The 20,667-nt window shown below is 64.0% G+C and carries 23 protein-coding genes; 14 read left to right on the top strand and 9 right to left on the bottom strand.

Annotation, left to right across the window (positions count from 1 at the left end):
- The 4 genes from VF617_RS02115 to VF617_RS02100 all read right to left on the bottom strand — a co-directional run bounded on the left by VF617_RS02115 (position 1) and on the right by VF617_RS02100 (position 3,176).
- Complete coding sequence (locus VF617_RS02115) at positions 1-783, bottom strand: SDR family NAD(P)-dependent oxidoreductase (RefSeq protein WP_331013207.1); 783 nt, start codon at positions 781-783, stop codon at positions 1-3.
- 5 nt (positions 784-788) lie between these two features.
- Positions 789-1,979: a zinc-dependent alcohol dehydrogenase gene (locus VF617_RS02110; protein ID WP_331013206.1), complete on the bottom strand. Its 1,191-nt coding sequence runs from the start codon at positions 1,977-1,979 to the stop codon at positions 789-791.
- Positions 1,979-2,566, bottom strand: a complete 588-nt coding sequence (locus tag VF617_RS02105) for an SRPBCC family protein (protein WP_414713938.1) — start codon at positions 2,564-2,566, stop codon at positions 1,979-1,981. The genes VF617_RS02110 and VF617_RS02105 overlap by 1 nt, the downstream gene beginning before the upstream one ends.
- Positions 2,567-2,684: 118 nt before the next feature.
- Entirely contained in the window at positions 2,685-3,176 is a 492-nt protein-coding gene (locus VF617_RS02100) for an SH3 domain-containing protein (protein WP_331013205.1), read from the bottom strand.
- A gap of 77 nt (positions 3,177-3,253) precedes the next feature.
- On the opposite strand from VF617_RS02100, the gene VF617_RS02095 reads away from it, so the two are divergent.
- Both VF617_RS02095 and VF617_RS02090 read left to right on the top strand, forming a co-directional pair.
- Positions 3,254-4,252 (top strand): D-glycerate dehydrogenase, encoded by a 999-nt coding sequence (locus VF617_RS02095; protein ID WP_331013204.1) that lies wholly within the window; start codon positions 3,254-3,256, stop codon positions 4,250-4,252.
- Positions 4,253-4,318: 66 nt separating this feature from the next.
- A complete protein-coding gene (locus tag VF617_RS02090; RefSeq protein ID WP_331013203.1) occupies positions 4,319-4,735 on the top strand; it encodes a DUF6766 family protein in 417 nt (138 codons plus the stop codon).
- 17 nt (positions 4,736-4,752) lie between these two features.
- Here VF617_RS02090 and VF617_RS02085 read toward each other — a convergent pair whose 3' ends face one another.
- From VF617_RS02085 to VF617_RS02075, 3 genes are all read right to left on the bottom strand, one after another.
- Positions 4,753-6,156 carry an NAD(P)H-dependent flavin oxidoreductase gene (locus VF617_RS02085; RefSeq protein ID WP_331013202.1) on the bottom strand — a complete coding sequence of 468 codons (1,404 nt, stop codon included), beginning with the start codon at positions 6,154-6,156 and terminating at the stop codon, positions 4,753-4,755.
- Between the two features lie 63 nt (positions 6,157-6,219).
- Positions 6,220-7,353, bottom strand: coding sequence for a glycosyltransferase (locus VF617_RS02080; RefSeq protein ID WP_331013201.1), 1,134 nt, complete (start codon positions 7,351-7,353; stop codon positions 6,220-6,222).
- A 24-nt stretch (positions 7,354-7,377) separates the two neighbouring features.
- The gene (locus VF617_RS02075; RefSeq protein ID WP_331013200.1) at positions 7,378-8,241 is read right to left on the bottom strand and encodes an alpha/beta hydrolase; all 864 of its coding nucleotides are present in this window, start codon (positions 8,239-8,241) and stop codon (positions 7,378-7,380) included.
- An 18-nt stretch (positions 8,242-8,259) separates the two neighbouring features.
- On the opposite strand from VF617_RS02075, the gene VF617_RS02070 reads away from it, so the two are divergent.
- The 10 genes from VF617_RS02070 to VF617_RS02025 all read left to right on the top strand — a co-directional run bounded on the left by VF617_RS02070 (position 8,260) and on the right by VF617_RS02025 (position 17,482).
- Positions 8,260-9,609: a protein adenylyltransferase SelO gene (locus VF617_RS02070; protein WP_331013199.1), complete on the top strand. Its 1,350-nt coding sequence runs from the start codon at positions 8,260-8,262 to the stop codon at positions 9,607-9,609.
- A gap of 94 nt (positions 9,610-9,703) precedes the next feature.
- The gene (gene astD, locus VF617_RS02065) at positions 9,704-11,119 is read left to right on the top strand and encodes a succinylglutamate-semialdehyde dehydrogenase (RefSeq protein ID WP_331013198.1); all 1,416 of its coding nucleotides are present in this window, start codon (positions 9,704-9,706) and stop codon (positions 11,117-11,119) included.
- A gap of 80 nt (positions 11,120-11,199) precedes the next feature.
- Complete coding sequence (locus tag VF617_RS02060; RefSeq protein WP_331013197.1) at positions 11,200-11,670, top strand: VOC family protein; 471 nt, start codon at positions 11,200-11,202, stop codon at positions 11,668-11,670.
- A 203-nt stretch (positions 11,671-11,873) separates the two neighbouring features.
- Positions 11,874-12,578, top strand: a complete 705-nt coding sequence (locus VF617_RS02055) for a Bax inhibitor-1/YccA family protein (RefSeq protein WP_414713937.1) — start codon at positions 11,874-11,876, stop codon at positions 12,576-12,578.
- Positions 12,579-12,584: 6 nt separating this feature from the next.
- The gene (locus VF617_RS02050) at positions 12,585-12,884 is read left to right on the top strand and encodes a zf-TFIIB domain-containing protein (RefSeq protein WP_331013196.1); all 300 of its coding nucleotides are present in this window, start codon (positions 12,585-12,587) and stop codon (positions 12,882-12,884) included.
- A gap of 379 nt (positions 12,885-13,263) precedes the next feature.
- Entirely contained in the window at positions 13,264-14,049 is a 786-nt protein-coding gene (gene cobA / locus VF617_RS02045) for a uroporphyrinogen-III C-methyltransferase (protein ID WP_331013195.1), read from the top strand.
- On the top strand, positions 14,046-14,342 hold the full coding sequence (locus VF617_RS02040) for a DUF2849 domain-containing protein (RefSeq protein ID WP_331013194.1): 297 nt from the start codon (positions 14,046-14,048) through the stop codon (positions 14,340-14,342). The genes cobA and VF617_RS02040 overlap by 4 nt, the downstream gene beginning before the upstream one ends.
- A 217-nt stretch (positions 14,343-14,559) precedes the next feature.
- Positions 14,560-16,191 (top strand): nitrite/sulfite reductase, encoded by a 1,632-nt coding sequence (locus VF617_RS02035; RefSeq protein ID WP_331013193.1) that lies wholly within the window; start codon positions 14,560-14,562, stop codon positions 16,189-16,191.
- 87 nt (positions 16,192-16,278) lie between these two features.
- Positions 16,279-16,704: a DUF934 domain-containing protein gene (locus tag VF617_RS02030; RefSeq protein WP_331013192.1), complete on the top strand. Its 426-nt coding sequence runs from the start codon at positions 16,279-16,281 to the stop codon at positions 16,702-16,704.
- The gene (locus tag VF617_RS02025) at positions 16,697-17,482 is read left to right on the top strand and encodes a phosphoadenylyl-sulfate reductase (RefSeq protein ID WP_331013191.1); all 786 of its coding nucleotides are present in this window, start codon (positions 16,697-16,699) and stop codon (positions 17,480-17,482) included. The genes VF617_RS02030 and VF617_RS02025 overlap by 8 nt, the downstream gene beginning before the upstream one ends.
- Here the strand turns inward: VF617_RS02025 and VF617_RS02020 are convergent, their stop codons facing one another.
- Complete coding sequence (locus VF617_RS02020) at positions 17,483-17,950, bottom strand: hypothetical protein (RefSeq protein ID WP_331013190.1); 468 nt, start codon at positions 17,948-17,950, stop codon at positions 17,483-17,485.
- A 37-nt stretch (positions 17,951-17,987) separates the two neighbouring features.
- Entirely contained in the window at positions 17,988-19,478 is a 1,491-nt protein-coding gene (locus tag VF617_RS02015; RefSeq protein WP_331013189.1) for a replicative DNA helicase, read from the bottom strand.
- Positions 19,479-19,560: 82 nt separating this feature from the next.
- Here VF617_RS02015 and VF617_RS02010 point away from each other — a divergent pair, with 82 nt between their 5' ends.
- Together VF617_RS02010 and VF617_RS02005 are read left to right on the top strand one after the other, a co-directional pair.
- Positions 19,561-20,043: a UPF0262 family protein gene (locus tag VF617_RS02010; protein WP_331013188.1), complete on the top strand. Its 483-nt coding sequence runs from the start codon at positions 19,561-19,563 to the stop codon at positions 20,041-20,043.
- A 3-nt stretch (positions 20,044-20,046) separates the two neighbouring features.
- On the top strand, positions 20,047-20,667 hold a 621-nt coding region (locus VF617_RS02005), incomplete at its 3' end, for a GH25 family lysozyme (RefSeq protein WP_331013187.1).

Raw genomic sequence — 20,667 nt, 5'->3', positions numbered from 1 at the left:
TCACTCCCCGCCGCCACCTGGCTCCGCCATCTTGCGGTGCCGCTCGGCCAGGATCGATTGCGGGACAATACCTGACGCGGCGACCTGGAGCTTGTTGCTCAGGCCCGAGACGATATGCCCCTTGCCCGCCATCAGCGCATCCCAACCATCCCGCGCCACCTTCGCGGGATCGGCTTTTTTCGCTTGCCCAACCTCCGTATCGAGCATGTCGGCCCGCGCGAAGAATTCGGTCTCGGTCGCGCCCGGCATCAGCGTGGTCAGCGTCACGCCGTCCACATCCTTCAACTCGTTGCGCAGCGCTTCGGTGAAATTGTCGATGAACGCCTTGGTGGCATTGTAGATCGCGTTGTAGCTGCCGGGGATATAGCCGGCGATGGAGCCGGTCACGAGCACCTTGCCTTGCCGAACCGCGACCATTTCCCTGAGCACCTTCTGGAGCAGATACACCGTGCCGGTCACATTGGTGTCGATCGAGTGCCGCCAGCTACCGACCTCCAGATCGAGGAACGCTCCGCCGGTGCCGATCCCGGCATTGGCCGCTAGCAAATCGACACGGCGCCCGCGCGCGGCGGCCAGCAGCGCATCGACGCCCTCAATCGCCGCCAGATCGGCCTGCACCGATTCGACTTGCGTCCCAAATTGCTTGAAGTCCTCGGCGGCGGCATCGATCAGCGGCTCGTCCGCTACGACGATCAGGTCGTACCCATCCTTTGCCGCCAATGTGGCCAGTTCGAAGCCGATGCCCGTGGAGGCGCCGGTGATGATCGCGAGTTTGTCCGCCATTCTGCTTACTCCGCTGCCAGCGCCAGGCCGGGCTTGAGCACGACCTTGGTCACTTCATTCTGGTTGTCGTGGAACATCTTGTAGCCCCTGGGCGCCTCTTCGAGGGGCAGGATGTGACTGATCAGGAAGGTCGTATCGATCTTCCCTTCCATGATCGCATTGAGCAGCCCGGGCATATAATGCTGCACGTGCGTCTGCCCGGTCTTGAGCGTCAGCCCCTTCTGCATGAACGCGCCGAGCGGGAATTTATCGACGAAGCCGCCATAGACCGCGGGCATCGATACGCGCCCGCCCTTGCGGCAGGCGATGATCGCCTGGCGGATCGCGTGGATCCGGTCGGTCCCCAGGAAAGTCGACGCCTTGATCTGATCGATCACATTGTCCGCGAAAAAGCCATGTGCCTCAAGGCCCACCGAGTCGATCACGGCGTCGGGGCCGATCCCGCCGGTCATCAGCATCAGCGCCTCATAGGTGGCGGTTTCTTCGTAGTTGATCGTTTCCGCGCCGAAGCGCTTGGCGAGTTCGAGCCGGTGTGGGAAATGATCGATCGCGATCACCCGCTCGGCGCCCATCAGGAACGCCGATTGCACGGCGAACAGGCCGACCGGGCCGCAGCCCCAGACGGCCACCGTATCGCCCGGTTCGATATCGGCATTTTCCGCCGCCATCCACCCGGTGGGCAGGATGTCCGAGAGGAAGAGCACCTTGTCGTCCTCGACGCCATCGGGGACAACGATCGGTCCAACATCGCTGAACGGCACCCGGACATATTCCGCCTGGCCGCCCGAATAGCCGCCGGTCATGTGGCTGTAGCCAAACAGGCCGCCCATCGGATGGCCATAGGCCTCCATGGCGATGTCCTGATTGTCGGCGGGCAGGCTGTTTTCGCACGCGGAATATTGGTGCTTCCCGCAATGGTAGCAGCCGCCGCACGAGATGGTGAAGGGCACCACGACGCGTTGGCCTTTCTTCAGCGTCGATTTCGGCCCGACCTCGACCACTTCGCCCATGAATTCATGGCCGAGGACGTCCCCCGCCTGCATCGTCGGGATATAATGATCGTAAAGGTGTAGATCCGATCCGCAAATCGCCGTGGAGGTCACCTTGATGATGGCGTCGCGGGGGTTGAGGATTTCGGGATCGTCCACCGTATCCACGCGCACGTCATGTTTCCCGTGCCAGGCCAGGGCGCGCATCAGTTCTTCCCTTCATCGAATATCGCGCGGTTGCGGGCGCCGGTGGCGATCTCGCCGGTTTCCATGAGCTGCTTGAAGCGCCGCAGGTCGCGTCGCGCCTGGATCGCGGGCTCGCGCTGAAACATCTTGGCGATAACCTTTCCGATCACGCCTGCGGGCGGATCGTAGAGGATCGTCGCGGTCACCACCGTGCCGCGCGCGCCCGCATCCCGAAACTCGATGCGCCCGCTATTGGGCACGTCCGCGCCTTCTTCTGAGGTCCACGCGATCAGCCTCCCTTCGGTTTCCTCGGTGATCCGCGCGTCCCACTCCACGGTCTTGCCCGCCGGAGCCTTGACCACCCAATGCGATCGCGTGCCGTCGAGAACCTCGATCCGCTCGACATTGTCCATGAAGCTCACGAGATTTCCGAAGTCGCGCCAATAGGCATAGAGTTCGTTCGCGGGGCGATTGATCGTCACTGCGCGTGACGTTACCGAATCGCCCTGCGCGCCGGGCAGCGAGCCGGCCGTTTCGGGCGCCGCCGCGCCATGCTTCAAGGTCGCCGACGGCCCGTCGTCCTGCGGTCGGTCCATTGTGTCGCCCATCAGCTTGTCTCCGGGAATTGCTCCCTGAGAACCAAGCGGCACTCCAGTCGTTCCGCTCGCCTCATCGCGTAGGACAGGCGCCGTATCGACTATATTGATTGAAGTTAGTCCCGCGGTGCTACCCCACCGTCTCCCCCGGCTCGGTTCCCCAGATATGCGATTGCTCCACATAGCCGCCGCGCCCGCGCACATCGAACCAGCACCAACCGCCGCCGCACTTGCTGATCCTGCCCACCACGCCGGGGGCGGCGCGCCAATTGATCCGCGCGTTGAAGTTCGGGGCGGAGCGCATCTCGGTCACCGTGCCCGTCACCATCGCCGTCCGCGTGTCGCTCAGCAGATTAACCTGCATCCAGCCCTGCGTGCCGCCGGGGTCCTCCACCTTGCGCCACTCGCCATAAATGTCGATCACCTTGATCGGCAGATCTTCGCGCTGATACAGCCAGCTCGCGGGATAATTGCGCCCCGGACCGGTGCGCATCCGCGCCTTTTCAGCCGCGATCGACGCGAAATACGGCGTCTTGCGCTGCGCGAGCGCAGGGATCGCCATGCCGAGCGCAATAAGCGCCAGCAGCACCCAACCCATGATCCGCATTCGCCGATTTGCCATGTCTTGACTCATATCCTCACCCGCCGAGCGCCTTCAACCCGTTGACTGCGCTTGTCGGGACGGCCAATCCGCCTTTTATGGCACAAGCACCGCGCCCGGCCCGTCCGCGGGTATTCGTCACTCGCTCGCTTCCCATGAGCGTGGAGGCGCGCATGGCGGAGCTGTTCGATACAAAGCTGCGTGACGATGACGCTGCGCTGAACCGCGAGGCGATTGCCGCCGCGATGGCGGATTGCGACGTGTTCGTGCCCACCGTGACCGATCGAATCGACGGCGGCCTAATCGCGGCCGCCCCTGAGCGGCTGAGGCTCATTGCGAATTACGGCGCCGGCGTCGGCCATATCGACCTCAAGGCAGCGCGCGAACGCGGCATCGTCGTCACCAACACTCCGGGGGTGCTGACCGAAGACACGGCCGACATGGCGATGGCGCTGATCCTGGCCGTGCCCCGCCGCCTGGTGGAGGGGGACAAGCTCGTCCGCGCCGGCGAATGGACCGGCTGGTCGCCCACCGGCATGCGCGGCCACCGGATCGGGGGCAAGAAACTCGGCATTCTCGGGCTCGGGCGTATCGGTCAGGCGGTGGCGATGCGAGCCCGCGCCTTCGGGCTGCAGATCCATTATCACGGCCGCCACCGCGTCCCTTCCGTGCTTGAAGCCCAGCTGGGCGCGACTTTCCATGCCGACCTCGACGACATGCTCCGCGCGGTCGATATCCTCACCATCCACACTCCGCATACCGGCTCGACCGGCGGGCTGATCGACGCCCGGAGGCTCGATCTGCTCGGCACGGATGGGTGGCTGATCAACACCGCGCGCGGCGAGATCGTCGATCCGGAGGCGCTGGTCGGCGCGCTGCGATCGGGCCGCATCGCGGGCGCGGGGCTGGACGTCTATGTCGGCGAGCCGGCGGTCGATCCGCGGCTGATGACGCTCGATAACGTCGTGCTCCTCCCGCATCTGGGCTCCGCCACCTTCGAAGGGCGCGAAGCGATGGGGCTCAAAGTCATCGCCAATATCCGCGCATGGTCCGATGGACACCGCCCGCTCGATCAGGTGCTCGACGGCTGGATTTAGGGTCTGACCGTTCCGTCCCCGGAACCACCCTCCGAACCGCGGGTTTGAGCCGCAACGGAGGTAGCCATGAAAAAATATGCTTATGCCTGGATAACCATCGGCTTTTTCCTGGTCTCGCTGGTCCTGCACTGGGTCTATGGCTGGAAAACCTATGTCGATGAAGCGCGCGAGCATGGGCAGGTCGCCGAATCCGCGACTTATCTGAACCTGATGATGCGCGATACCTTCGAAAACTGGCAGTCCGAATTCCTGCAATTGCTCTGGCAAGTCGTCGGCCTCGCCTATTTCCTCTATGTCGGCTCGCCGGCGTCCAAGGAAAGCGGCGACCGCGCGGAAGCCAAGCTTGACGCCCTCATCCGGCTGCAGGCGGGCGAGCGGGGCGATGACATCATCCGCCAGCTCGACGAACGCTACCTCCGCGGCCATGGCCACGCCAAGCCGCATGCGCATGGCAGCGATCCGGTGGTGGCGGGTCGGGAATAGCCTCAGCCGAGAGGCACTCAGTCCCCCGTCAGAATCCGGTCGACCAGCTGCTTCACCGTGGGGACGAACCCGTTGGAATAAAACGGGTCCTTCCGGAAATTATACGCGCCATGCCCGGCGAACATCAGATTCTCGTCGGTATTCCCGCCATGCGCGATGTCCTGCAGCGTCTTCTGGATGCAGAAGCTGCGCGGATCGGCTAGGCGGCCGGTGGAATTGGTCTCGCTATCGGCCCAGCTCGAGAATGCGCATTGGCTGAGGCAGCCCATGCAATCGGCCTGGTCCTTGCGGATCATCGCCTTCTCGCTTTCGCTCACGAAAATGAGCGTGTCGTCCGGCGTCTTGAGCGCCGAGGTGTGGCCCAGGCCATACCATTCGCGAGCGCGCTGGAGATCGCCCAGCGTCACCCAGAAATTCCTGCCCTTCACGCCAACGTCGAGCTGATAGGTGTGATCCCCGGCATGCTCCGTCGAATACGCGATCTGGCGCTCCGAACGCGCCTCCAGGCTGCGCAGAAACGGATTGCGCACCGCCGATGAATAGAAGCCGGTCGGCGAAAAGCGGTGGAGCAGCACGTCGCCCGGCTCGATCTCCATCAGCTTGGATTTCCAGCCCTCGGGAATTGGGCTTTCCTGCGTGAGCAGCGGCCGCGTGCCGAACTGGAAGACGATCTGGCCGAGCTCGGGATTGTCGATCCAGTCGCTCCAGTCGCGCAGATACCAGACGCCGCCAGCCATCACGATCGGAACGCTGTCGGCAATGCCGCCCTCGCGCATCACATCGCGGAGTTCCTTGACACGCGGATAGGGATCCTGCGGCTTCAGCGGGTCCTCGGCGTTGGACAGGCCGTTATGCCCGCCCGCCAGCCAGGGATCCTCATACACCACGGCCGAAAGCCATTCCGCCGCCTTGGAATAAGCCCGCTTCCACAGCGCGCGAAAGGCGCGGCCGGAGCTCACGATCGGCAGATAGGTCACGCCATAGGACGCGCTGATCTCGCTCAATTTATAGGGCATGCCTGCGCCGCAGGTGACGCCCGAGACCAGGCCCTTGGTCCGCTCGAGCACGCCGTGCAGGATGCGCTGCGCGCCGCCCATTTCCCACAGCACGTTGATGTTGATCGCGCCCTTGCCGCCCGCGATGTCCCAGGCCTTCTTGACCTGCGTCACGGCGCCTTCGATCGCGAATTCGATCAGCTCTTCATGACGTTCGCGGCGCGTGAGCGCCGTGTAGACCTGCGGGACGATCTTGCCCTCGGCATCATAGCTGTCCGCATTGACCGCGCTCACCGTGCCGATCCCGCCGGCCGCCGCCCAGGCGCCCGCACTGGCATGATTGGTGGCCGCAACGCCCTTCCCGCCCTCGACCAGCGGCCAGACTTCGCGGCCGTTGTAGAGAATGGGACTAAGACCCTTGAACACATCGCCTCCAACAAAATTCGCGCCGACCTAAACCCATCGCGGCGAACATGCGAGTAACATTTGTTACTCCAAAACCCCAGGACGCCCCATCACTTCGCCGTAAAGCCGGGCATAGGCCGCGACCATTTCGGCTTCGTCATATAACGCGCGGGCGCGCTCGCGGTTCTCCTTGCCGCAATAGTCGCGAAGCTCGGGATGCTTGGCGAAGATGTCGATCCGGTCGCGGATCAGCACTTCGGTGCGCTCGGGGGCGATATATTGGCGGTTGGTCTCCCCCACTATCGCTTTGATATCGCCCACGTCGGGAGCCACCACCGGCAGCCCCGCCGCCATCGCCTCGATCACCGATACCGGCGCCTGTTCACTTTCCGAAGAGAGCGCGAAAATATCGAACAGGCCCATATATTTGTACGGATCGGGCAGGAAGCCGGTGAGGAACACATTGTCCTCGATCGCCATGCCTTCCGCCGCATCCAGGATCGCCTGCCGCTCGGGGCCCTCGCCGACGATGACCAGCTTGAAGCGGCTGTTGAGCCCGGCACAGGCGCGCACCAGCATCGGCAGGTCCTTCACCGGCCGCAGCCCCGCCACCGCGCCGATGAATACCTGGCCTGGCTTTCGCTCCTGCAATGCCGGGACCAACCTGGGATCGGGCTTCCCCGCGAACAGCTTCGTGCGCACGCCGTTCGATATCCGCCGCAGCCGCTCGGGGGGCTGGCGCCACTGGCTCAGCGCGATCTTCTCGAGCTTTTCCGAAGGCACGACCAGCGCATTGGCCGCGGGCAGCGCGATACGGCGATACATGTTGCGCACATGGCTGAGCCGCACGGTCTCGTCGGCGTTGAACCCGTCCTCATGATGCACGATCGGCGGCACGTCCTTGCCAAACACGCGCGCCGCCATCACCCCGTCGATCGCGCCCCAATTATAGGTCAGAACCAGATCGAACCGCCGGATATACCGGGCGATCGCCTCATAGCGCCTGACCGAGGGTCGGCCGCTCAGCGGCGGCGGATCGAGCGCGACTTCATATTTGATCCCCCTGGCGATGCCGTCGCGTGCGGCCAGCTGGTCGGGCATGGCGGAGACGATGGTGTGCCGCGCGCGATCGCCGAATGCGTTCATCAAATGAACCGCCCGCGCTTCCTTGCCGCCCAGGTTGAAGGTGGAGTGGAGATGGAGGATGTGGATGGACATGCTGGAGGCGGCTTAGCCAACGAATCAGATTTTGGCCAACAGCCGCCCGATGCCCGCAACGGCCTCCGGCTCATCCAGCGTCGGCGCATGGCCGATCCCCGGCACCGTGACCAACTCCGCGCCCTTGACACGCTTGCGCATCTTTTCCGCCACCGCGGGGCTCAAAATGTCCGATCGCTCGCCGCGCACGATCAGCAGCGGCTTGCCTTGCAGCGCGTCGATCGTCGGCCACATGTCCGGGCCGGTCTCGTTGCCCGGAATGCGGAAGGGCTCGGCGATCTTCATGTCGTAATCGAGCACGATGCGCCCCGAGCTGTTCACCCGGTAGAGGCGCTTGGCCATGCGCAGCCAGTCCTCGATCCCGAAGTCGGGATAGACATCGGCATTGCCTTCGGCCACCGCCCGCGCAGTATGCACCCATGTGGGATGCCATACTGCCCTGCCCACATAGCTGCCGATGCGCGCCAGCCCGGCCGGATCGATCTCCGGCCCGACATCGTTGAGCACCACGCCGGCCAGCCGCTCGGCTCCCGTGCCCGCGAGCAGCATCGTCACAATGCCGCCCAGCGAAGTGCCGATAGCCACGAACCGGTCGATCTTGAGCTCGGCCAGCAGCGCCTCGACATCCTGGAGATACGCCAGCGGCACATAGCTCATCGGGTCCTTGGCATAAGCGCTTTCGCCGCGCCCGCGAAACTCTACCGCGATGACGCGCCATTCGCCCGCCAGCCGCTCGGCCAGTTGCTCGTAATCGCGCGCATTGCGGGTAAGCCCGGGAAAGCACAGCAGCGGCGGCTTGTCGGCGGGCCCCGCATAGTCGCGATAATGCAGCCTCAGGCCGTCTCGCGACCACCAAAACCCATCCATGTAGTTGCGCGCTTCGCCCATCGCTCCCCATATCGCGGCATGCTCTTCACTCCGCAACAGGCGATCGTCGAACTTGGCGATGCGTTCTATGATCCCGTCCCGCCCGCCGTATTCCCCCAGACGGTCCTGCGCTTCCGCAATCAGCGTGCCGCCGCCCAGGTGGGCCTCGACACACTGAGCGACGAGGCATGGCTGAGCCATTTCGGCCGCTTCGAGCCTCTGCCCGGCGCGCAGCCCCAGCCGCTGGCCCTGCGCTATCACGGGCATCAGTTCCGCGTGTACAATCCCGAGATCGGCGACGGGCGCGGCTTCCTGTTCGCCCAGATGCGCGACCAGGCCGGCCGCCTGATGGACCTGGGCACCAAGGGCTCGGGCCAGACTCCGTACAGCCGCTTCGGCGATGGCCGCCTGACATTGAAGGGCGGCGTGCGGGAAGTCCTCGCGACCGAGATGCTCGGAGCGCTGGGAGTCGAAACCTCGCGGACCTTCTCGCTGATCGAGACCGGCGAAGAATTGCAGCGCGGCGACGAGCCATCGCCCACCCGTTCGGCGGTCATGGTCCGCCTCAACCACGGCCATATCCGCATCGGCACTTTCCAGCGGCTGGCTTATTTCAAGGATGAGGAGGGCTTGGACCGCCTCACCGCTTATGTCCTGCGCCATTATTATGGCGAAGCAGCCGGCGATGATGCACCCCAGCGCCTGCTTGCTCTCGTGGCCGAGCGCACCGCCCGCCTGGCGGGCCAGTTCATGGCGGCAGGCTTCGTCCATGGCGTGCTCAACAGCGATAATATCAACGTAAGCGGCGAGAGCTTCGATTACGGCCCCTGGCGCTTCGCTCAAAGCTGGGACCCTGGATTTACCGCAGCCTATTTCGATCATGCAGGGTTGTACGCATTCGGGCGGCAGCCCGAGGCGATCTTCTGGGATGTGATGCAGCTCGCCAGTTCGCTGCGGCTGATCGCCGAGGAAGCCCCCCTGATCGAAGCAATGGACTATTTCGCGCCGGCCTATCAGCGTGAGGTCACCGCCGCGATGCTCTGGCGCATGGGCCTCAAGCCCCGCTCGCCTGAGCAGGACCGCGCTTTGATCCAGTCCGCCGAGAGCGCCCTGTCCGCAAGCCACGCCCCGCTCGATCAGTTTTTCTTCGATGCGTTCGGTGGCCAGCTCCCAGAGGACTATGACGAGCCCTTCGCCCAACTTCGCCGGCTCCTGACCGCCTACGAACCCCGGAAATCGCGCGATCATCCTTATTGGGCGACAGAGCCCTGCTCGATGCTGATCGACGAGGTGGAGGCGATCTGGGCGCCCATTGCAGAGCGTGACGATTGGAGCCTTTTCAACGCAAAGATCGCCGCAATCCGCACGATGGGCGAGGCGCTGTCCTGATCTACCGATCCCGCGAGGATCAAGGTGTGGCCTAGCCTGAAATTTTCGTGCTAGAGCGCGCAATTCTTTCGCGGGGCGCCTGAAGCAAGACCGAATGGCCGGACACGAAATCATCTCGACCGAGCCCGCGACTGGCGCCGTCCTCTGGCGTCAGAAGTCCGGGAATGCCGACGCCGAAGTCGCGCATGCCCGCCGCTCCTGGGCCGACTGGGCGGCGCGCCCCTTCGCCTATCGCGTCGAGGCGCTGCGCCGCTTCGCCAATGTCGTCCGGCAAAAGGCGGATTCCTTTACCGATTTGATCGCCCGCGAAACCGGCAAGCCGCTCTGGGAGGCGCGCAGCGAAGTCGAGACCGTGATCGCGAAGGTCGATGTCTCGATCGCCGCCTTTTCTGAGCGCACCGGTCAGCGCCGCATCGATGCGCCGATGAACACGCGGCTGGCGCTGCGGCACAAGCCGCACGGCGTTCTCGCGGTGCTCGGCCCCTATAATTTCCCCGCCCATCTGCCCAACGGGCACATCGTCCCGGCCCTGCTCGCGGGCAATGCCGTGGTGTTCAAGCCTTCCGAGAAGACCCCCGCGTCGGGCGCGTTCCTCGTCGATTGCTTCCACGCGGCGGGCGTTCCCGAGGGCTGCATCCGCCTGCTCATCGGCGGCCCGGACGAAGGCAAGGCGCTCGCCGCCCACCCCGATATCGACGGGCTGCTGTTTACCGGATCGGCGAATACGGGCATCGCGCTCAATCGCCAGTTCGCCTCGCGGCCCGAAAAGATCCTCGCGCTGGAAATGGGCGGCAACAATCCGATCGTGGTGTGGAACACGCCCGATCTCTATTCAGCCGCGGTCCTAGTCGTGCAGTCCGCCTTCACCACCGCCGGCCAGCGCTGCACCGCCGCGCGGCGGCTGATCGTCGATCAGAAGCTTTACGACCCGCTCGTCGCCGAGATCAACAAGCTTATCGGCCGCCTGATCATCGGCGAGCCCCATGCCGATCCCGCGCCCTTCATGGGTCCCGTGATCGATAATGATTCGGCCGATATGCTCACCGAGAGCTTCGTCGCGCTCTCCACGATGGGCGGCCGCCCGCTGCGCCACATGGAGCGCCCGATCGAAGGCCGGCCGTTCATCACTCCGGGAGTCATCGACATGACCGCGGCGAATGAAAAGGTCGATGTCGAGCTGTTCGGGCCGATCCTCCAGGTATTCCGCGTGGACACCTTCGAGGAAGCGATCGCCGAGGCGAATGACACGCGCTACGGCCTGTCCGCCAGCCTCGTCAGCCAGGACCCGAAGCTCTACGACCAGTTCTGGGCGAACATTCGCGCGGGGATCGTCAACTGGAACCGCCCGACGAATGGCGCGTCCTCATCCGCTCCGTTCGGGGGCATCGGCTGGTCCGGAAACCACCGCCCCAGCGCCTATTACGCCGCCGATTATTGCGCCTATCCGGTCGTCTCCTCCGAATCGGACAGCGCCCGCGCCGCAATCGGCCTGGGGCTGCGCGACGCCTGAGCGGTTTCGCGAAAATCACCCTTTGGAGCGATGGCCCCGGTCCCGTTTTCGCCTAAGCTCGGCAAAACAGGAGGGCATCTATGGATTACGGCAAACTGACCCGCCGCGGCGCACTTGGCGTCGCCGCAGCAATGACCGTGGCTTCGAGCGCGAACGCAGCGCCGGACGAAGCCACGGAGAAGGTTCAGGGCATCGGCGGCTTCTTCTTCCGGGCGGAGGAACCGAAGGTCGTTGCCCAATGGTATGCCGACAATCTCGGCATCACGCTCACTCCCACCTCCTACGACCAGACGCCGTGGCGGCAGGAGGCGGGGACGACGGTCTTCGGACCGTTCAGGCAGGACACCAAATATTTCGGGGACATGGCGAAGCAATGGATGCTCAACTTCCGCGTCGCCAATCTCGACAAGATGGCGGCGCAACTCACGGCCAAGGGCATCAAGGTCGAGATCGATCCAGAAACCTATCCCAATGGCCGCTTCGCCCTCCTCCACGATCCGGAGGGCAATCCCATCCAGCTATGGCAGCCCGGAGGCGTGGACAGGGGGTGATCATCAGCCCTCTTGAAACCGTTCGGGCCCTTCCTTAGTTATTACCCTGCGGGACCGGGCCCCTCTGGCGACGGCTTATCAAAGCCTTCGTGATGTCGGACCGCATCGAGCGTGCTCGGTGCAGGTTTGGACGGTTGGCCCCCTCCTCCCCACCGAACCCACCGGGCCGCTCGATCGATTGCTCAATCGAATTGGAGTGGACCGTGAACCCAGTTTCCCAAATCCCCCGCACAGGCGCGGCGGTAGCCCGCGACGAGGGCCTGCGCAGCTACATGCTCGGCATCTACCGCAACATGGGGATCGGCCTCGCCATCACCGGCGTGGTCGCGATGCTCGTTGCCAGCAGCCCACAGCTTACCGCGCTGATCTTCGGCACCCCGCTGAAATGGGTCGCGATGCTGGCGCCGCTCGCCTTCGTCTTCTTCTTCACTTTCCGCATCGATCGGATGACCACCGCTACCGCGCGGACCGCGTTCTTCATATTCGCGGCGGTGATGGGCGTGTCGATGGCCAGCATCTTTCTGGTCTTCACCAACACCAGCATCGCGATGGCGTTCTTCACGGCATCGGCGATGTTCGCGGGCCTCAGCCTGGTCGGCTACACCACCAGGCGCGACCTGACCGGCATGGGCAATTTCCTGTTCATGGGCCTGATCGCAGTGATCGGCGCGAGCCTCGTCAACCTCTTCATCGGCTCCAGCGTGCTCCAGATGGTGCTGTCGGTCGTGGGCGTGATCGTGTTCGCCGGGCTTACGGCTTGGGACACCCAGCGGCTGAAGAGCGAGTATATCGCCTATGGCCGCAGCGAAGCCGGTGACAAGCTCGCGATCATGGGCGCACTGTCGCTCTATCTGAACCTCATCAACATGTTCCAGCTCCTGCTGGGGCTGATGGGCGAAAGGGAGTAACCGCGAATGAGCAGCTTTGTTTGTCCCGTGGACGGCGCGACGCTGGTTCCCGTGGAGCGCTCCGGCATCGAGATCGATCACTGCCCCACGTGCCGCGGAGTGTGGCTCGATCGCGGCGAACTCGACAAGATCATCGAGCGCAGCAACGCCCAGGCCGCCGCGCCGGCCCCCGAGCCATATCGCGACAGCCGGCCCGAACCCCATCGCGAGCAACGCCCGCAATATGACAATCGGGGCCATCAGGGCGGTTACGGCCACCACCCGCACAAGAAGCGCAAGTCTTTCTTCGAGGAATTGTTCGACTGAGCATTCGCCCCGGCTTCGGCCGGGGCTTTTCTTGGCTACGTTGACACGAGGGTCACACTATCGCGCGGGTTTCGTCGGCGGGCAGCGCTCGGAAGGTTAGGCGAAAGTTAGGCCTATGCGCAATGTGCGCAATGCGAATGTTCCCAATGTTCGCACTGGCCATGGGGGTTTCGAACCGACGATTTCAAAGTGCGGCCGGCAATTCCGGCCGGCTTAGCCAAGCAGGCGAAATCCTACATTGCAAGGGGTTATGGATGCGGCCCCACCGGATCGCGGAGAGCGCATTAGTCATGCGCGCCAGCGTCCCCGATAGTTTCCCTACCCTTGCCCCAAGCATCCGTCGATTGAAGCGCAGCCACCCGAAGCGCATCTCCGCTGCATGGCAACGCTTCTCGATCCATCCGCCCGTGGGCGCGTAATCCTTGTCGGTGCAGGTCCCGGCGATCCAGGACTGCTCACCGTCCGCGCGGTCGAGGCGCTCGCGCTGGCCGACGTGCTTGTCCATGACGGCCTGGTCGATCCCCGCGTGCTCGACATGGCGCCGCAAGCCCACCGCATCTCGGTCGCGAAGCAGCGCGACCGGCATACGCTGCCGCAGGAAGCGATCAACGCTCTTATCGTCGCGCATGTGAAGACCGGCGCGATCGTCGTGCGGCTGAAGGGCGGCGATCCCTTCATCTTCGGCCGTGGCGGAGAAGAGGTGGAGGCCGTCCGCGCGGCCGGGCTCCCCGTCGAAGTCATCCCCGGCATCTCGGCCGCATTGGGCGCCGCTGCCGAAGCGATGCTGCCGCTCACCCACCGCGACTGGTCGAGCGCGGTCAGCTTCGTGGCGGGCCAGTGCAAGGGCCTCAAGGACCAGGATTGGTCCGGCCTCGCGGGCAAGGGCCGTACATTGGTCATCTATATGGGCGTCGCGACCTGCCCCGATATCGCAGACAAGCTCATGGCCGATGGCGTCGCGCCCGAAATGCCTGTCGCGGTGCTTGAGCGCGGCACGCTGGAGGGCAGCCGCGCGCTGCGTACCCTGCTTGCCGATCTCGGCCCGATGGTGGAGCGCGAGAAAGTGAAGAGCCCGGCGATCATCGTCGTCGGCGAAGTGACGCTGCTCGCGGATGCCGAAGACAAGCTCCTCTCCTTCGCGCGCACCGCGGAGATGATGGCATGAAGATCCTCACCGGAAACGATCTCGCCACCGGCGACGTCACCTGGTGGACGGGCACGGGCTGGTCGCGCCATGTCGAGGACGCCGCCGATGTCGCCGAGCGGGGCGAAGCGATCGCGCATGCCGAGGAAGGCGCCCGCCGCGTCAACGCGCCCTATGTGATCGACGCGACGCTCACCGCGGAAGGCCCCCGCCCCGCCCATATCAAGGATCGCGTCCGCGCGCTGGGACCAACGGTGCGCCCCGATCTCACGCTCAAGCCCGCGGACCCGAATGCGGGGAGCTGGGTGATATGAATTTGTTCACGCGGAGGCGCGGAGACGCGGAGAAGAAAATCTGCCGCGCAAGCGGTATGCAGTTGACCGACCTCACCGGATTGGCTGCCGCTGACGCGGCGCGCGTCATCTCAGCGAAATCCACAATCTCCGCGCCTCCGCGCCTCCGCGTGAACCGCCCTTCTTTCTTCGTAGCGTCGTCGCGTCGTCCCGCGAACATTCTTCAGGCGATCCGCTGATGTACAAATACGACAATTACGATCAGGCGATCGTCGATGCCCGGGTCGAGGAATTCCGCGATCAGGTGAACCGCCGACTTGCCGGCCAGATCACCGAAGACCAGTTCAAGCCGCTGCGGCTCATGAACGGCCTCTATCTTCAGCTCCACGCTTATATGCTGCGCGTCGCGGTGCCTTATGGCACGCTTGACAGCCGCCAGATGCGCATGCTTGCGCACATCGCCCGTAAGTATGACCGCGATTACGGCCATTTCACTACGCGCCAGAACCTGCAGTATAACTGGATCAAGCTGGAGGACGCGCCCGATATCCTCGCCGATCTCGCCAGCGTCGAGATGCATGCGATCCAGACTTCGGGCAATTGCATCCGCAACATCAGCTCGGACCAGTTCGCCGGCGCCGCCGCGGACGAAGTGACGGACCCGCGCCCCTGGGCCGAGATGCTCCGCCAATGGAGCACTTTCCACCCGGAATTCAGCTATTTGCCTCGCAAGTTCAAGATCGCGGTGATCGCCTCGGAAGAAGACCGCGCCGCGATGCGCCTCCACGATATCGGCATCCAGCTGGTCGAGCGAGACGGCCAGCTCGGCGGCCGCATCTTCGTGGGCGGCGGCATGGGCCGCACCCCGATGATCGCCCCGGAAATTCGCGATTTCGTGGCTGCGGGCGATCTGCTCAGCTATATCGAGGCATGCCTGCGCGTTTACAATCGCTACGGACGGCGGGACAATATCTACAAGGCCCGGATCAAGATCCTGGTTCACGAGATCGGCGCCGACGAATATCGCCGGCAGGTGGAAGCGGAATTCCTCGAAGTGAAGAAGCTGGGCATCGATCCGCCCCAGGCCGAGTTCGACCGGATCGAAGCTTTCTTCGCGCCGCCCGCGTTCGAAGCTGGCCTGTCCGACGAGATCGACCGCAGCGACCCGGACTTCGCCGTGTGGCTCGACCAGAACGTGCTCGCCCACAAGGCGCCCGGCTATGCGATCGTCAATATCAGTCTGAAGCCGCAGGGCGGCATTCCGGGCGACGCCAGCTCGGCCCAGATCGACCTGATGGCCGATCTCGCCGAACGCTACAGCTTCGACGAATTGCGCGTCACCCATGCACAGAACATCGTCCTTCCGCATGTGAAGAAGGCCGATCTCCATGCTATCTGGCAACGGCTGACGGAAAGCGGTCTCGCCGAGCCCAATCTGGACCTGATCAGCGACATCATCGCATGCCCCGGCCTGGATTATTGCAGCCTCGCCAATGCCCGCTCGATCCCGGTCGCGCAAAAGATCGCGACGCGCTTCGCCGATCTTGGCCGCCAGCGCGATCTGGGCGAACTCAAGCTCAAGATCAGCGGCTGCATCAATGCTTGCGGCCACCATCACGCCGGCCATATCGGCATCCTGGGCGTCGATCGCAAAGGCACCGAGAATTACCAGCTCTCGCTCGGCGGCTCGGGCGCGGAGGACGTGTCGCTCGCCAAGATCACCGGCCCCGGCTTCGACGAGGACGGCATCGTCGATGCAGTGGAGACAGCGACCAACGTCTATCTCGCGCATCGCGCTGAAGGCGAACGCTTCCTCGATACCTACCGCCGCATCGGCATGGAGCCGTTCAAGGAGGCGCTTTATGGGTAGGAACCCGCTCATGCTGAGCTTGTCGAAGCACGCCTATCGATCGCGAGCATGCCCTTCGACAAGCTCAGGGCGAGCGGGGTTGTGCGCATGACTGATCTTCTCCGCTACCGCGCCGACGCTCCCCATGAGGAAGCCGCCGTTACTCTCGACGCGTTTCTCGACCAGTCGAACGCCACCGCCGTGCGCATCGAAGCGGGCGACGATGCGCGCGCCTTGCTCCCCTATCTCGATCGAATCGCCTTGGTCGAAGTCAGCTTCCCTAAATATCGCGATGGCCGCGGCTATTCCTCGGCCAGGGTGTTGCGCGAAGCCGGCTACACCGGCGAACTCCGCGCGCAGGGCGATGTGTTGGTCGATCAGATCCCGCTGATGCGCCGCTGCGGGTTCGACAGCTTCGCACCCGAGGCTCCGATAGACGAAGCCGTGCTCGCCGCCTCCCTCGCGCGCTACGATCATGTCTATCAGCCCGCCGCGGATGGCCATGTCCCGGTCTGGAAACTCCGCCATGGCTGATGTCGCGCGGAAGATCGCCAGAGAGATAGATCGCATCGACGTGGCGCCGCGCTTCACGCAGCACGACGCGATCCGCCTGAACAACATGTTCCGCGGCACCGGCACGCAGGATCTGCTGCGCGCCGTGCTGAGCGAGCACATGTTGGGCGATGCCGCTCTGGTCTCCTCTTTCGGTGCGGAATCCGCCGCGTTGCTGCACCTGGTCGCCTCGGTCGATCGCACGGTGCCCGTGCTCTTCCTCGATACCGGCAAGCATTTCGCCGAAACGCTGGCCTATCGTGACCTCCTGGTCGATCGACTCGGCCTCAACCTCCAAATCATCCACCCTGACGCGCCCGCGATCGAGGAGCGCGATGCCACCGGGCTTCGATGGTCCTACGATCCCGATGGATGCTGCGAGATTCGCAAGGTCCTGCCGCTCGAAAAGGCGATGGCGCGCTTCGACGCGAGCATCACCGGCCGCAAGGCATTCCAGGCCAGCACGCGCAACGCCCTGCCCCGCTTCGAGATAGACACGGCCGGCGTGGAGGGGCGAATGAAGTTCAATCCGCTGGCGGACTGGACCCGCGAGGACATCGCCGCCTGGTTCGTCGAGCACGATCTGCCCCAGCACCCCCTGGTCGCGCAGGGCTATCTCTCGATCGGCTGCGCCCCATGCACGAGCATCGTGAAGCCCGGCGAAGATCCCCGCTCGGGCCGCTGGCGCGGCTGGGAAAAGACCGAATGCGGAATCCACACGCCAGTGGACGACGGCGATCCCAATCTGCCGGTTTTCTAACTAGCTCTCGAAGTTGTCAATCATTCGCACAGCTAGCAACAACCCTGTCGTGCTATTATCCGATGGGAGCATGCCAGCGAGCAAGTCCGCAAAGAAGCTCTCGCCATCCGCGATCCCGATTTGAGCGGCCTGCCGGGAAAGCTCATGTCCTTCGATGAACGCGCGCTGGAAGTCAGCAAACCTCTTAACGCATTCGCTTTCCGAGATTTGCCAGGTCGCTTGCATTAGCAGACGTCGTGCCACTGCACCCATATTTGAATCATGCTCATCCAAGGTCGTAGCGTAGCCACTTACATAAGCGAGTAAGAACCTGCTTTGCCAAATGTCGTCGAGGGTTACGGCGGTCTTGTCGCGTAACCGAATCCCACGCTCGATTGTTAAATGGAACTCCAAAATCTGGGCGACCAGTATCGCTGGATCGAACGGCAGCTCGGCACTGATCCGCGAGCGTCGAAAGAGGTTTCGCATTCCGCTCCCCTAGAAAAATAGCCGGCAACGATTGGCCTCAATAACCCGGCGCGAGATCGCTGAACTTGGTGAACTGCCGATCGAAACGCAGGTCCACGGACCCAGTCGCGCCGTGGCGCTGCTTGGCGATGATTACCGTGGCCTTGTTCGCCACGCGCAGCTGCTCGTCCTGCCAGGCCTGATATTTGGCGATATCGTCCGCCGAGCTGTTTCCGTCCGGAGCCTTGGGCGCCTTGAAATCGTGATAATATTCGTCGCGATAGACGAACATCACGATATCAGCGTCCTGCTCGATCGATCCCGATTCCCGCAGATCGGATAGCTGGGGGCGCTTATCCTCCCGGCTCTCCACCTGGCGGCTGAGCTGCGAGAGCGCGAGCACCGGCACGTTGAGCTCCTTGGCCAGCGTCTTGAGCCCGCGGCTGATTTCCGAGATTTCCTGCACGCGCCCGTCGCCCTGGCTGCGGCTCGATCCGGTGAGCAGCTGGAGATAATCGACCACCACCATGCCGATCTTGTGCTGGCGCTTGAGCCGCCGTGCCCGCGTCCGCAGCGCGGCGATCGTCAGGCCCGGCGTGTCGTCGATGAAGAGCGGCAGCGATTCGAGATCGCCCGCCGCGCGCGCGAACTTCATGAACTCACTCGACGAGATGTTGCCGGTGCGCAATTTCTCCGAGACGATCTCGGACTGTTCGGACAGGATACGCGTCGCGAGCTGATCGGAAGACATTTCGAGGCTGAAGAAGGCAACCGGCGCACCGATCGAGCGGTCCTCGGCGATGCCGGCTTCCTTGTCGTCCACCCAGCGCTTCGCCGCGTTGAAGGCGATGTTGGTCGCCAGCGATGTCTTGCCCATGCCGGGCCGGCCGGCGAGGATGATCAAGTCGGAACGGTTCATGCCCCCGGTCATCGCGTTGAGGTCGGTCAGGCCTGAAGTGATGCCCGAAACGCTGCCGCCCGAATTCATCGCGCGCTCGGCTTGCTTCACCGCCAGCGCGGCGGCCCGCGTGAAGCTGCGCGCGCCATTGTCCTCGCCGCCCTTCTCGGCGACTTCGTAGAGCTTGAGCTCGGCCTGCTCGATCTGCTTGGCCGGATTGATGTCCTTGCTGGTGTCGAGCGCCTCGTCGACCAGATCGCGCCCCACCGTCACCAGTGCGCGGAGCACGGCGAGATCATATACCTGGTCCGCAAACGCCCGCGCGCCGATCAGGCTAGCCGGGTTGCCGGTGAGCTGCGCCAGATAAGCTGGGCCACCCAGCTCCTTCATCGCGGGATCATTGGCGAAGAGCGGGCGCAGCGTCACCGGTGTCGCCAGCCGGTTATCGCCGACCAGCATCGAGATCATTTCATAGATGCGGCCGTGCAGCGGCTCAAAGAAATGCTCGGGGCGAAGCTTCTGGAGCACATCCTCCGCAACCCGGTTGTCGATCATCATCGCGCCCAGCAACGCGGCCTCGGCCTCGATATTCTGGGGCAGTTGCAGCCCCTCGGGAGCATCGGGCGTGGGGAACGGGATCGGCTGGGCCATGATTCGTCTGTTGCTCGCAAAGGCGGGTGCCATCAACGGCGGGCGCTTGTGGATTACGGGCATTACCCGATAGGGACGGGAAATGGCCGATCCGCGCATCATAGACGTGACTCTGGACGAGCGCACTATCTTGTGGCGCTCGGCCGATATCGAGCAGGAGCGCCGGATCGCGATCTTCGACCTGCTGGAGGACAATCGCTTCGCGCCGCAGCGCCAGCATGCCGATGGCTATGCCGGCCCCTATAAGCTGCACCTCACGGTCCAGGAAGGGCGGCTGGCGATGGAGATTCGCCGCGCCGACGATTCGCCGCTCGAGACGCTTATCCTGGGCCTCGCCCGCTTCCGCCGCCCAATCCGCGATTATTTCGCGATCTGCGACAGCTATTATCAGGCGATCCGCGCCGCCACCCCTGCGCAGATCGAAACCGTGGACATGGCCCGACGCGGGATTCACAACGAAGCCGCCGAACTGCTCAGGGAACGGCTGGAGGGCAAGATCGACGTGGACTTCGACACGGCCCGCCGGCTCTTCACGCTGATCTGCGTGCTGCACATCAAGGGCTGAGCGATGCACTTCCGCATCTTCGCGCGGCGCGCCCGCGTCTTCGCCGGCGTCGCCCTGGCCCTCGCGATCACGGGCATGTGCGTCTGGCTGTTCACGATCAACTGGCGCCCCCGCCCCGCCGATTTCCCGGTCCAGGGCGTGGACGTAAGCGAAGCGCAGGGACCGATCGAATGGTGGACGGTCAAGAAGTCCGGCGCGCGCTTCGCCTATATCCACGCGACGAGCGGCGCAATCGCGAGCGACCTGCGCTTTTCCGAAAATTGGCGCGATACATTCGAGACCGGCATCCGGCGCGGCGCGCTCCATATCTTCTCGCTCTGCCAGCTCGCCGCCGATCAGGCCGGCAATTTCGTCAGCATCGTGCCCCGTTCTGAAGATCAGCTTCCTCCCGCCGTGGATCTGGATTTTCAGCCTGACTGCGCCGCCCGCCCGGAACGCGAAGTCCTGATCGGCGAGATCGGCCGCTTCCTTTCGGCCATCGAGATGCATCTCGGTGAGCATGCGGTGCTGCGCGTCGGCAAGAATTTCGAGGCGCAATATCGAATCAGCGAAGCCTTTCCGCGCCTGTTGTGGAGCCGCCAGGCATTTTTCCCGCCTTCTTACTTCTCACGCCCCTGGACGGTA

This window comes from Sphingomonas sp., from assembly GCF_036388215.1.
In the GTDB taxonomy this organism is placed as follows: Bacteria; Pseudomonadota; Alphaproteobacteria; order Sphingomonadales; family Sphingomonadaceae; genus Sphingomonas.
Note: the sequence above shows the minus strand (reverse complement) of the source record. Positions and strands in the feature narration are given on the sequence as shown.